Annotated in this window: 11 protein-coding genes; 2 read left to right on the top strand and 9 right to left on the bottom strand. The window is 70.9% G+C overall.

The annotated features are described in order from the left end of the window. Position 1 precedes the first annotated feature (1 nt). The 9 genes from FHS55_RS20445 to FHS55_RS20405 all read right to left on the bottom strand — a co-directional run bounded on the left by FHS55_RS20445 (position 2) and on the right by FHS55_RS20405 (position 10,441). Positions 2–2,569 (bottom strand): ATP-binding protein, encoded by a 2,568-nt coding sequence (locus FHS55_RS20445; RefSeq protein ID WP_425485845.1) that lies wholly within the window; start codon positions 2,567–2,569, stop codon positions 2–4. A gap of 210 nt (positions 2,570–2,779) precedes the next feature. Then, positions 2,780–3,775: a cysteine synthase A gene (gene cysK, locus FHS55_RS20440; RefSeq protein WP_183191635.1), complete on the bottom strand. Its 996-nt coding sequence runs from the start codon at positions 3,773–3,775 to the stop codon at positions 2,780–2,782. Positions 3,776–3,895: 120 nt separating this feature from the next. Then, a complete protein-coding gene (locus tag FHS55_RS20435) occupies positions 3,896–4,339 on the bottom strand; it encodes an RrF2 family transcriptional regulator (RefSeq protein ID WP_183191634.1) in 444 nt (147 codons plus the stop codon). 9 nt (positions 4,340–4,348) lie between these two features. Next, entirely contained in the window at positions 4,349–4,837 is a 489-nt protein-coding gene (gene dut / locus FHS55_RS20430; protein ID WP_183191633.1) for a dUTP diphosphatase, read from the bottom strand. 5 nt (positions 4,838–4,842) lie between these two features. Beyond that, entirely contained in the window at positions 4,843–6,069 is a 1,227-nt protein-coding gene (coaBC, locus tag FHS55_RS20425) for a bifunctional phosphopantothenoylcysteine decarboxylase/phosphopantothenate--cysteine ligase CoaBC (protein ID WP_183191632.1), read from the bottom strand. 105 nt (positions 6,070–6,174) lie between these two features. Next, complete coding sequence (gene ubiB / locus FHS55_RS20420; RefSeq protein ID WP_183191631.1) at positions 6,175–7,743, bottom strand: 2-polyprenylphenol 6-hydroxylase; 1,569 nt, start codon at positions 7,741–7,743, stop codon at positions 6,175–6,177. 4 nt (positions 7,744–7,747) lie between these two features. Next, positions 7,748–8,584: a bifunctional demethylmenaquinone methyltransferase/2-methoxy-6-polyprenyl-1,4-benzoquinol methylase UbiE gene (gene ubiE, locus FHS55_RS20415; protein WP_183191630.1), complete on the bottom strand. Its 837-nt coding sequence runs from the start codon at positions 8,582–8,584 to the stop codon at positions 7,748–7,750. Positions 8,585–8,740: 156 nt separating this feature from the next. Continuing rightward, entirely contained in the window at positions 8,741–9,697 is a 957-nt protein-coding gene (locus FHS55_RS20410; protein WP_246340329.1) for a L,D-transpeptidase, read from the bottom strand. Positions 9,698–9,961: 264 nt separating this feature from the next. Then, on the bottom strand, positions 9,962–10,441 hold the full coding sequence (locus FHS55_RS20405) for a hypothetical protein (RefSeq protein WP_183191629.1): 480 nt from the start codon (positions 10,439–10,441) through the stop codon (positions 9,962–9,964). A 200-nt stretch (positions 10,442–10,641) separates the two neighbouring features. Between FHS55_RS20405 and FHS55_RS20400 the strand changes: the two genes are divergently transcribed. Continuing rightward, positions 10,642–11,208, top strand: coding sequence for a GNAT family N-acetyltransferase (locus tag FHS55_RS20400; RefSeq protein WP_343056301.1), 567 nt, complete (start codon positions 10,642–10,644; stop codon positions 11,206–11,208). A 3-nt stretch (positions 11,209–11,211) separates the two neighbouring features. Further along, a complete protein-coding gene (locus FHS55_RS20395; protein WP_183191628.1) occupies positions 11,212–12,105 on the top strand; it encodes a DMT family transporter in 894 nt (297 codons plus the stop codon). The last annotated feature ends 136 nt before the right edge of the window (positions 12,106–12,241 follow it).

Below are 12,241 nucleotides of genomic sequence, written 5' to 3'. Positions count from 1 at the left end.
GCTACTCCGCGGCTGCTCGGCCGGCGCCCGCTTCCAGCGGGAAAACGCAGGTGACGAGCGTTCCCCCGCCGGGCGGGGAGACAATGCTCACCTTACCCCCATGCAGCGCCATCAGCGAGCGAACGATGGAGAGGCCGAGCCCGACGCCGCGGTGACGCGAGCCGGTGGTGTGGCTCTCGAACCGGTCGAACACCCGCGCGCCGATCTCGGGCGCGATGCCGCGGCCGGTGTCGCGCACGCGGAATACCACATCGCGCTCCCGCCGCTCGGCCGAGAGGGTCACGGTGGAACCTTCCGGAGCGAAGCCGACGGCGTTGGACAGTAGATTGTACAGCACCTGCCGCACGCGCCGCGAATCCGCCCGGAACGTGCCCGCCGCGCTGCCGGGCTCGATGGCGAGCCGGATGCCGCCTTCCGCGAGGCGGTCGCGCACGCCTTCGGCCGCGGCCTCCATGGCGGTGCGCACATCGACTTCGCCCAACTCCAGCGTCATCGAACCTGCGTCGATGGTGGCGAGGTCGAGAATGTCGTTGATGATGGCGAGCAGCGCCGCGCTGCTCTCGGTGATGTGGCCGACATAGGCGCGCTGGCGGGTGTTGAGCGGGCCGAGCGCGGCATCGTCGAGCAGCTGGGCGAAGCCGATGATGGTGGTCAACGGCGAGCGCAGTTCGTAGGAGACGTGGCTGACGAAGGTGCTCTTGAGATGGTCGGCGGCCACCAGGGCCTGGTTGCGCTCGACCAGCGCGCGCTCGACGCGCACGCTGTCGGTGACGTCGCGCAGCGTGACGAGCGTGCCGCCATCCGGCAGCGGCTGGGTCGAGCCGTCCAGGATGATGCCGTCGGTGCGCTCTAGCCGGAACTCGGTCGGCATGCGCGCCTCGATGCCGGTGAGCGCGGCGCGCAGGCGCGACCACACCGCATTGTCGGCGGCGAGCGGCCGGCAGGCCTCGGCCACCGCGTCGATATGCGGGTGGCCCTTGAGCAGCGCCGGGTCGAGCCGCCACAGGCGAGCAAAGGCGGAATTCGACAGGCCGAGCCGCCCGTCGCTGCCGAACACGGCGACCGCCTCGGCCAGCGCGTCGAGCGTCTCGCTCTGGATGCGGGTGAGCGCGATGTAGCGGCTTTCCAGCGCCAGCCGCTCGGTTACTTCATCGAACAGATAGGTGACGCCGCCTTCCGGGTTCGGGGCGCTGACGACGCGCAGCGTTCGCCCGCCGGGCAGGTGCCACCAATGTTCTTTCGGCTCCATGGCGCGATAGGCCGAATGCAGGTCCTCGCGCCACAGGCGGAAATCGGCCTGCTCGGGCAGGCGGCGGGTGGCGCGCAGCCGGTCCAGCACCGCCGTGTCGGTCGGCCGGTCGTCGAGGAAGGACGGGTCGAGTTCGAACAGGTTCACATAGGCGGCGTTGTGGAAGACCAACCGCTGGTCGGCGCCGAAAATGGCGACGGCGGTGGCCAGCTGGTCCAGCGTGCGCCGATGCGCGCGCACCACATGGGCCAGTTCGCTGCGCACGCTCTCCGCCTCGGTGGCGTCGAGCGCGATGCCGGCGAGCCCGCCGCCCGCGTCGACCTCCAGCACGTCGAGCACGCGGCGCGTGCCGGCCACCACCACCGGCAGGCGCTGCGCGAAGGCGCGGCCCTCGGCATGGGCCCGCGCCGCCAGCGTGCGGCCGGACTGGTCGAGCAGGCGCAGGTCGCGCGTCGCCGCCTCCTGCGCGTCGCGCGCTTCGACCGCGTGGAGATAGGCCGAATTGCTCCAGCGCAGCTGGCCCTCCTCGCCGGCCACCCAGACCGGGGCGGGCAGCGCGTCGAGCAGCGTGTGCAGGGCGGAGGTCTGGGCGTCGAGGGCGCGATAGGCGTCCTGCAGGCGCGCATGGTCGAGCCGCACGCCGGTAATGTCGCGCAGGCGCAGGATCACCGCCGAGCCGACCGGCCGGCCATCCGCCTCGACATGGCGGCCATCCTGCGCGACGAGGGTCAGCGCCAGCGGCATGCCGGTGGCGCGCAGACGGTCGACGCCAGCCTCGATCTCGCGCGCCGAGCCGGGGCTGAGCCAGGTGCCGAAGGCGAGGATGCGGGTGGGCGAGACCACGCCGGTGAAGGCGGGGGTGTTGCCAATGATTTCAGGGGCGGCGGCGGGATCGCGCCAGACCACGACGATCTGCGGCTCGGCCATCAGCAGCGCGCGCGATTCCTCGATCCGCGCCTCGAGCCGCGAAATCTCGCCATAGGCAAAGGACTCGCGCTCCATCGCGCGGCGGCGGAAGCCGACATGTACGACAGCCGTGGTGGTGGCGAAGGCGATCAGGCCCAGCACCAGGGCGAAGCCGATCAGCATGCCCGGCTCCTGGGCGGCAAAGGTGCCCAGCAGGTCGGCGACGGGATCCGCCTCGGCAGCCCGGGCGGGCAGCGGCGAGGCGGCCAGCAGCGCGCCCGCGAACAATGCGATCACGCCCGGTCCGAGGCAGCGTCGCCCGTGCTGGGGGCGTACGTTCCGCACCCCGGCTCGCGCCGCTGCGCCACGTTCCCTCTTGTCCCTGGCAGCGCTTGCGCCGGCCGGTTGCGCCATTCGCGCCCGTCTCCCCTTGCCGACAGCCGTTCCTTTCGGCTCAACGTGTCCGAATCACCGAGACTTTACCCAAGCGGGAGGGGCACTAGAAGGGCGGCGATGCCGCGAACCCCGCCGGGGCGGGCGCGGGGCCCGCCGGCACGGGCTTTTCCCGCCCGAACGGGAGCGTTCCGGCCTTGCGTGGCGCGGCATCCCGTCGGGTGGGCGGGCTCAAAGCCCCTCGAACAGCGCGGTGGACAAATAGCGTTCCGCGAAGGAGGGGATGATGACGACGACCGTCTTGCCCTCGTTCTCCGGGCGCGCGCCCACTTCCAGCGCGGCGGCGATGGCGGCGCCGGAGGAGATACCGACGGGGATACCCTCCAGCCGGGCGATGGCGCGGGCGGTCTCGAAGGCGGTCTGGTTGCCCACCGTGATCACCTCGTCGATCACCGAGCGGTCCAGCACTTCCGGCACGAAGCCGGCGCCGATGCCCTGGATCTTGTGCGGGCCGGGCTGGCCGCCCGAGAGCACCGGGCTGTCCTCCGGCTCCACGGCCACCATGCGCAGTCCGGGCTTGCGCGGCTTCAGCGCCTGGCCGATGCCGGTGATGGTGCCGCCGGTGCCGACGCCCGAAATGACGATGTCGACCTCGCCCTGGGTGTCGTTCCAGATCTCTTCCGCCGTGGTGCGGCGGTGGATGGCCGGGTTGGCCGGGTTGCGGAACTGCTGCGGGATGATGGCGTCCGGCAGTTCGCGCGCCAGTTCCTCGGCCTTGGCGACCGCGCCGCGCATGCCCTGCGCCGCCGGGGTCAGCACCAGTTCGGCGCCGAGCAGGGCCAGCATCTTGCGACGCTCCACCGACATCGATTCCGGCATGACCAGGATGAGCCGGTAGCCGTGCGCGGCGGCGACGAAGGCCAGCGCGATGCCGGTATTGCCGGAGGTCGGCTCGATCAGCACGGTGCCGGGCCGCAGCACACCGGCTTCTTCCAGCGACTGGATCATCGAGACGCCGATGCGGTCCTTGACGGAGCCGATCGGGTTGAAGAACTCGAGCTTGGCAAGGATGCGCGCCTTCACGCCACGCTCGGCCGGCAGCCGGTTGAGCTGCACCAGCGGCGTGTCGCCGATGGTCTCGGTGATCGAACCATAGACGCGGCCCCGGCCCGGCTTGGCGGCGGGGACGGAGGTGAGGGCGGGCGAGGTGGGAGCGGCTTCGGCCATGGGTGCCTCCGGCGGACGCGGGGTACGCGGCTGCCGCGCCCCCGTCATTGATGCGGCGAAATCGCCGACAGCGCTAGCTTATTCACGAAATAATGTCGAGGAAATAAATAATCAACAAGTTCATATGGTGAAATCAATGCCCTCGGCGAGTCCCTTGCGCAGGGTGTTCTGGGCCGCCACGCGGCACAGGTGCTCCACCGTCACGGCCTCCAGCGCCGCCTCGAAGGAGCGCTCGGCCTCGGCGACGGCGGGCTGCACGATGTCGCGCACGATGGGCGGGGACGAATCGAGCGTCTCCTCGCTCTCCGCCTCGACCACCCGCACGATCTCCGCCACCGTGATGCGCCGGCGCTCGCGGGCCAGCTCATAGCCGCCACGCGGGCCGCGCACGCCCTTCAGCACGCCGGCATGCACCAGCGCCTGCAGCACGGGTTCCAGATGGCGGGGCGGCAGCTCATGGCGCGCCGCCAACGCCTTGGCAGCGACCGGCGTGCCACGTGCGTTGAGCGCGACGTCGACGACGGCGGCGATGGCGAGCAGGCTCTTATCGGACAGACGCGGCATGCTCCCTCGCTACCGCGATATTGTGCGGGCGTCGAGCCCTGTCGAGCCGAATCCACCGCTGCCGCGTGTTGTTTCGCTCAAATCACCGGTTTGGCGCAGCTGAATGCGCGTCACCGGGGCCACCACCAGCTGGGCGATGCGCTGCCCGCGCTCCAGCACCACGGGCTCGGTACCGAGATTGATCAGCAGTACCTTCACCTCGCCGCGATAATCGGCGTCGACCGTGCCCGGCGCGTTGAGCACGGTGAGGCCCTGCTTGAGCGCGAGGCCCGAGCGCGGGCGCACCTGCCCCTCATAGCCCTCCGGCAGGGCGAGGCACAGGCCGGTCGGCACGGCGGCGCGGGCGAGCGGGGCCAGCGTCAGCGGCTCGCCCTCGGGCAACGCGGCGAGGAGATCGAGCCCGGCGGCGCCCGCCGTCGCATAGGTCGGCAAGGGCAGACCCTCGGCATGCTCCAGCACGAGCACGGGCACCTCGACGAAAGCGGCGGTCTCAGTCATGGCGTTCACTCCAGCGGGCCGAGCGCGGCGGCAATACGGGCAACGAGGCGCTCGGCGACGTCCGATTTGGACGCGGTCGGCCAGTGCTCGACGCCGGTTTCGGTGATGAGGTGCACCTGGTTCTCGTCGCCGCCCATCACCCCGCCGACAATGCCGCTGCGGGGGGAGACGTCGTTGGCGACGATCCAGTCGCAGCCCTTGCGCGCCCGCTTGGCCTGCGCATAGCCGACGACGTTCTCCGTCTCGGCCGCGAAGCCGACCACGAGGCGCGGGCGCCGCGCGGGGTCATGGGCGATGGTGGCGAGGATGTCCGGGTTCTCGGTGAGGGCGAGGGCGGGGATCGCCCCGCCATCCTTCTTCATCTTCTCGCCGGCTTCGCGCGCGGCGCGCCAGTCGGCCACGGCGGCGGCGAAGATGGCGGCATCGGCGGGCAGGGCGGCTTCGACCGCCGCCAGCATCTGCCGGGCGGTTTCAACGGGGCGCACCGTGACGCCGGCCGGATCGGGCAGGTTCACCGGGCCGCAGACCAGCGTGACCCGCGCACCCGCGCGGGCGGCGGCGGCGGCGATCGCGTGGCCCTGCTTGCCGGAGGAGCGGTTGGCGATGTAGCGCACCGGGTCGATCGGCTCATGCGTCGGCCCGGACGTTACGAGGACGTGCCGCCCGGCGAGCGGTCCCGGTTCCACGGGGGCGAGCCGGCGCGCGGCGGCCTCGGCGATCTCGGTGGGCTCGGCCATGCGGCCCGGCCCGGCTTCGCCGCGCTCGGCCATCTCGCCGACATTGGGGCCGATGAAGGCGATGCCGTCTTCCCTCAGCCGGGCGACATTGCGGCGGGTCGCGGCATGGGCCCACATGAAGGGGTTCATCGCCGGCGCCACCAGCACCGGCCGGTCGGTGGCGAGCAGCACGGCGCTGGCGAGGTCGTCGGCGAGGCCGTGCGCCATCTTCGCCATCAGGTCGGCGGTGGCGGGGGCGATGAGGATGAGGTCCGCCTCGCGTGCCAGCCGGATATGGCCGATATCCTGCTCGGCGTCGCGGTCGAACAACTCGGTGAAGACCCGCCCGTGGGCCAGCGCCCCGGCGGCGAGCGGGGTGACGAAATGCTGCGCCGCCGCCGTCATGACGACGCGCACCACGGCCCCGCGCTCCTTCAGCCGGCGGATGAGATCGAGGCTCTTATAGGCGGCGATGCCGCCGCCGATGATGAGAAGAACCGTCTTGCCGGCCAGCATGCACGCCCCTGACGCCGCTCGATGAGGTCTGCGGTTCATACAGCCAAATCCGGGCGCTGTCGTGCGTCGGGCGCCGGTAGCCGGGGAGGGCTCGCCGGGGGCGTGCTAGAACAGCAGATGCCCGGCCAGCAGCGCGGCGATGACCCAGAGCGCGAGGGTCGTCCAGCGATTGCCGCGCCCCTCCGCCCGGCCGATGGCCTCCATCGTCTCCGGCGCCAGAGCGAGCCCGTTGCGGGTGGCGCTGTCGATCTGGGCGGCGATGCGCTGGCCCTGCGCGATCAATTCGGGCAGCGCCTGCAGCGACCGGCCCAGCGCGCCGACGCCTTCCGCCACTTCCTCCAGCCGGGCGGCGGGGCCGAGATTGCGCTCGATCCAGGTACGCACCACCGGCTCGGCGGTCTTCCACATGTCGAGATGCGGGTCGAGCGCGCGGGCCACGCCCTCGACCACCACCATGGTCTTCTGCAGCAGCAGCAATTCCGGCCGGGTCTTCATGTCGAACAGCGCCGTCACCTCGAACAGCAGGGTGAGCAGCTTGGCCATGGAAATCTGGTCGGCGGGGCGCGAGTGGATCGGCTCGCCAATGGCGCGGATGGCCTGGGCGAAATCCTCGATCGAATGATGCGCGGGCACATAGCCGGCTTCGAAATGCACCTGAGCCACCCGCAGCCAGTTGCGGGTGATGAAGCCGTAGAGGATTTCGGCGAGGAAGCGTCGCTCCTTCTTCCCGAGCCGGCCCATGATGCCGCAATCCACCGCCACCAGCCGGCCCTGCGGATCGACGAACAGGTTGCCCGGGTGCATGTCGGCGTGGAAGAAGCCGTCGCGCAGCGCGTGGCGCAGGAAGGACTGCATGACGATGCGGCCCATTTCCGGCAGGTCGTGGCCGGCGGCCCTGAGGCCGTCGAGGTCGTTCAGCTTGATGCCGTCGATCCACTCGGTGGTGAGCACCTCGCGCCCGGTGCGGTCCCAGTCGACAGTCGGGACGCGGAAATCCTCCTCGCCCTGCGTGTTCTGGGCCAGCTCGGCGAGGGCGGCCGCTTCCAGCCGCAGATCCATCTCCATCGACATGGAGCGGGCGAGCGTATCGACCACGGCGATCAGCCGCAGCCGCCGCCCTTCCGGCGAGGCGCGCTCGCCCAGGCGCGCGACGCGGTAGAAGGAGGAGAGGTCGATGCGGAAGCGCCGCTGCACATCCGGGCGCAGCACCTTCACCGCCACGCGGCGCACGGTGCCGTCGGCCTGCTCGATCTCGCCCTGATGCACCTGCGCGATGGAGGCGGCGGCGAGCGGGGGCCCGAGCCGGGCATAGACCCCCAGCGCCGGCCGGTCGAAATTACGCGCGATGATCGCCTCCGCCACGTCCTGCGGGAAGGGCGGCATGCGATCCTGCAGCAGTTCGAGGTCGCGCGCCAGCTGCGGGCCGACCACGTCCGGCCGGGTGGCGAGGAACTGGCCGAGCTTCACATAGGAGGGACCGAGCCGCGACAGCGCCACGCCGATGCGCGCGGGATCGCCCGTCGTGCCCGGCCGGGCGATGAGCCGGGCGGCGGCGAAGAGCGGTTCCGAGCCGGGCGGCATCAGAGCGGGATCGATACGCGTGAACACGCCTTCGCGGGCCAGCACATAGCCGGCGCGCGCCAGTCGCAGGAAATCGCCGAGGGGAGTGGCCACGCGCCTAGATCCGCACGCCGGAATGCAGGGCGACGATGCCCCCGGTCAGCGGCGTGTAGCCGACCCGCTTGAGGCCGGCGGCGCGCATCAGGCCGGCAAAGGCCTCCGGCACGGGGAAGCGGCGGATCGATTCGACGAGATACTGATAGGATTCGGCATCGCCGGTGACGAGCCTGCCCATGCCGGGGATGAGCTTGAAGGAATAGGTGTCGTAGATCGCGTCCAGCACCGGCACGTCGACGCGCGAGAATTCCAGCACAAAGCAGCGCCCGCCGGGCTTGAGCACGCGGCGCATCTCGGACAGCGCCTTGTCCATGCGCGGCACGTTGCGGATGCCGAAGGCGATGGTGGTGGCGTCGAACGACCTGTCGGGGAAGGGCAGTTCCTCGGCATTGGCCTCGACGAACTCGACCCGGTCGGCCAGGCCCAGCGTGGCGGCGCGCTCGCGCCCCACGCCCAGCATGCCGCCATTGATGTCGGCCACGGTCGCGGTTGTGCCTGCGCCCCCGGCCTCCACGGTGCGGAAGGACACGTCCCCGGTGCCGCCGGCCACATCCAGCAGCTTGAAGGCGCGCGCGCTCTTGGGCGGGCGCAGGCGCGAGACCAAGAGGTCCTTCCACACCCGGTGCAGGCCCATGGACATGAGGTCGTTCATCAGGTCGTAGCGCCGGGCGACCGAGTGGAACACCTCGTCGACCATGCGCTGCTTCTCGGCCAGCGGCACGGTGCGGAAGCCGAAATGGGTCTCGCCCGCTCCCGAATCGCGCTCCGCCGCGTTTACGGTTGCCGCGTCCGTCGTCGCCTCGACCCGAGCGTCCTCGGCCAGATTGCCCGCATCCATCGGCTCGCGGCTCCCGCGTTCGATCCAAATCGGCGCGGACCATAGCGGAGAGCCTGCCGCCCTCCAAGCCGGCCGGCGCGGGGGCCGCCATGCGCGGTGAGCAATGCGTATCGACGAAACGGGCGAGGCCATCCTGGCGGCCGCCGGCCTCGCGCGTCAGATCACCCGCACCACCGCGCCCACCGGCACGCGCTCGTACAGATCGATGACGTCCTCGTTGCGCATGCGGATGCAGCCGGAGGAGACGGCGCGGCCGATCGATTCCGGCTCGTTGGAGCCGTGGATGCGGTAGAGCGTGTTGCCGAGATAGAGCGCACGCGCGCCCAGCGGGTTGTCCGGGCCGCCGGCCATCACCTCCGGCAGGTCGGGACGGCGGGCGATCATCTCCGCCGGTGGGCGCCAGTCCGGCCATTCGCGCTTGCTGGTGATGCGCTGCGTGCCGCTCCAGGCGAAGCCTTCGCGCCCGACGCCGATACCGTAGCGGATCGCCGTGCCGTCGCCCTGCACGAGATAGAGGAAGCGCGCGCCGGTATCGACGATGATCGTCCCGGCGCGATCCCGGCCGGCATAGCGCACCACGCGGCGGTCGAACTTGGGGTCGACGCCCTTGCCGCCGCTGGCCTCGCGCGCCACCGGCAGCGGCGGGCCGTCTTCGCGGTAATAATCGGCGCTGCCATAGGCGGCCGCCTCAACCGCGGCGACGCCGGTGCGGCTCGCGCCATAGGTGTTGGCACTGCCGGCGCCGCGCGTGACCGGGGTGCCGCGCGGGGGCGGCGAGCCGGGCGGGAGAGTGCCATAGACTCCACCGCCGACCGCATAGGCGCTGCCGGCCAGCGGCATCGGCGCGTCGACATCGGCACCGAGTTCGTCGGCCGGCGGCGGCGCATGGACCTCCCCCGGCGGGTAGACATTGCCCGCGCCCGGCCGCCACCCGCTGCGGGCTGGTGGGTTGTAGCGCTGCGCGCTGCCGGCGCCCTCGCCGGAGAAGGCTTGGCCCGAGAAGACCCGGTAGGAGGAGCCGGAATCGTAAATCGAGCCCTGCGCCTGGGCGGGCGACAGCAGAACCCACAGGGCCAGAAGGGATGCGGCGAGGATCCACAGCGTCGGCGGCAATTGGGCGGCGCCCGACCGCAGGACGCGCGGCCGCCTGCGATGAAAGGCAGGACCGACGGCCCGCCACCGCCGTTCCGGCGGCGACGCACCCTGTTCAACACGGCCGATGACGCCCGAATCAGCGCTCATCCGCTTGCGGCCCCCCTGCATGGTCCATCGGCGGCAGGCTGGGGTGCCATGGTTAATTTGCCGTTAGTGGCGGCGCGCCGCGCGCGGCGATCCTTCGGGCCGGCCCCCGCAGGGAGGGCGCCGGCCCTTCACCGCTCACGGGCAGCGCACATAGACCATGGTGCCGTAGCGACCGGCCACTTCCTTGTCGAGCCACTTGAGCACCAGCACCTGCCCGTCGAAGCGCAGCACCTCGCGGTCGGTCTCCACGCCCGGCGGCTCGTCCGGCAGGCCGATGAAGGTCGGGCCGGGCGGTATCTGCTTCGACACCACCTCGGAGGGCTCCGACTGGTCGGCCAGATACATCATGAACCCGCCCGAGGGGCCGGCATTGATGATGTAGGGCTGGCGGCAGCCCTGGCGCGCCTGAGCCTCGGTGCGCGCGGCGTCCTCCGGCCGGTGATAGGCCGCGAGGCCCCATTTGCCGATGACCTGCTGCGCCGTGATGGGCGAAGTGTAGCGCGGGGCGGCCGGCTCGATCGGCGCCGAGGTCTGGTTGGTCGAGGAACAGGCCGCGGCAAGGCCGGCGAGGGCGCCGAGAACGGCCAGATGCGTAAGGCGGCGGACAAACGTCATGGAACACTCCGGGACGGATAGATGCCGGACGGACGGCAGGGGTCAGGCATGAGCCCGTCTCATTCAGATTCGTGGCACCAGCATAATCATAGTGCTTTACGGGGAAAGATCATCCGAACATAGTCCCGCCGCGTTTATGCCCGCGAAACGCGTGGGCACTCCCGCCGGATCGACGCGATCTGGCGGCCGGAGTCGTTATCGTGAAGAGCGTTACCATCCGAATGGCCCGCGATACCGATGGCGATGCGATCGCCGGGCTGATCGCGGGTGCCTTTGCCGAATATGCCGGCTGCGTGTTCGACCGGGCCGCCGAGTTTCCCGAACTCGACGCGATCGCCAGCCATTTCGCCGCCCGTGGCGGCGTCATCTGGGTCGCCGAGGGCGGGGTCGAGGGCACGTTCGAGGGCGGGAAGCCGCCCGCCGTCATCGGCTCGCTCGCCATCGCGCCCTCGGGCGACGACGACGCGCCGGCGGGCGCGCTGGAGCTGTTCAAGGTCTATGTCGCGGCATCCGCGCGCCGCCGGGGTGTTGCTCGCGCTCTGTTCGACGAGGCGCGCCGCCACGCGCTGGCCCGCGAGGCGCCGGAAATCCGCTTGTGGACCGACACACGCTTTCTCGACGCGCACCGCTTCTATGAACGCTGCGGCTTCCGGCGCATCTCCGGCGCGCGCGCGTGTCATGACCTGTCCGCGACGTGGGAATATCCGTACCGGCTCGGGCTCCGCGCCGCCGGGGACGCACTCGCCGACCTTCTCGCCGAAAGCTGAATCATGTCGCGTTACATCGCCGGCCCCGCCCTGACGGCGGTCGCCGGCATCGGCCTGCTGTCGATCATGGACGGGCTGATCAAGCTGGCGGCCGCCTCCCATTCCAGCACGCAGGTCGCGGCCATGCGCTATGCCGTCGGCGCCCTGGTGGCGTTCGCGGTGTTCCGCGCCCTCGGCACGCCCTGGCCGAGCCTTGCCGTCCTGCGCCCGCATGCCTGGCGATCCGTGGTGGTGGCGGTGACGGCGCTGACCTTCTTCTATTCGCTGGCCACGCTGCCACTGGCCGTCGCGCTGGCTCTGTCCTTCACCTCGCCGATCTTCATCGCGCTGTTCGCCGCGCTGATCCTGGGCGAGCGGCCCAACCGCTCGATCTATATCGCTCTGGTGCTCGGCCTGATCGGCGTGATGGTGGTGCTGGGGAACGAACTGACCCACACCGAGCGGGTGGGCAACACGCTCGGCCTGGTCACCGCGCTCATCTCCGCCGTCGCCTACGCGCTGTCCATGGTGGTGCTGAAGAGCCGTGCGGCGCAGGATCCGCTGCCAACCATCGTCCTGCTGCAAAATGCTTTTGCCGGCGTGCTGATCGCCCCGCTCGGGCTGATCAGCTGGACCATGCCGGCGACGGGCGAACTCGGCCTGTTCCTCGCCATCGGCGTCCTCGGCACGGCGGGGCATCTGTGCCTGGCCTCCGCCTACCAGCGCGCCGAGGCCAGCAGTCTCGGCGTGCTGGAATACACGTCCTTCGCCTGGGCGGTGGGCATCGGTTTCCTCGCCTTCGGCGAAGTGCCGAGTGCGAGCACGCTGGCCGGTTCGGCCTTCATCGTCGGCGGGGCGCTCATCGCCTCGCGTCACGCGCGGGAAACGCGGGCGCCGGACGTCGAAATCGGCCCGTGACGCCGTGCCGGCTGCGTTTTGTCGCCCCCCGTACGGAGAGCGCGGCGTCTGCCGTAACTTATTCGTTTACCTCCATCGCGAACGCTGCTTGCGGCTCGCCGACGTTGTGATTTGATGCATCGCAATCAAGACGGCA

It is taken from the genome of Ancylobacter tetraedralis, from assembly GCF_014195655.1.
GTDB classification, from domain to species: Bacteria; Pseudomonadota; Alphaproteobacteria; order Rhizobiales; family Xanthobacteraceae; genus Ancylobacter; species Ancylobacter tetraedralis.
This window is presented reverse-complemented; position numbering and strand designations above follow the sequence as displayed.

Coding starts and splice junctions, on each gene's coding strand:
- FHS55_RS20445 (WP_425485845.1), bottom strand. CDS start 2,569: ATGGCGCAACCGGCCGGCGCAAGCGCTGCCAGGGACAAGAGGGAACGT.
- cysK (WP_183191635.1), bottom strand. CDS start 3,775: ATGGCCGAAGCCGCTCCCACCTCGCCCGCCCTCACCTCCGTCCCCGCC.
- FHS55_RS20435 (WP_183191634.1), bottom strand. CDS start 4,339: ATGCCGCGTCTGTCCGATAAGAGCCTGCTCGCCATCGCCGCCGTCGTC.
- dut (WP_183191633.1), bottom strand. CDS start 4,837: ATGACTGAGACCGCCGCTTTCGTCGAGGTGCCCGTGCTCGTGCTGGAG.
- coaBC (WP_183191632.1), bottom strand. CDS start 6,069: ATGCTGGCCGGCAAGACGGTTCTTCTCATCATCGGCGGCGGCATCGCC.
- ubiE (WP_183191630.1), bottom strand. CDS start 8,584: ATGGATGCGGGCAATCTGGCCGAGGACGCTCGGGTCGAGGCGACGACG.
- FHS55_RS20405 (WP_183191629.1), bottom strand. CDS start 10,441: ATGACGTTTGTCCGCCGCCTTACGCATCTGGCCGTTCTCGGCGCCCTC.
- FHS55_RS20395 (WP_183191628.1), top strand. CDS start 11,212: ATGTCGCGTTACATCGCCGGCCCCGCCCTGACGGCGGTCGCCGGCATC.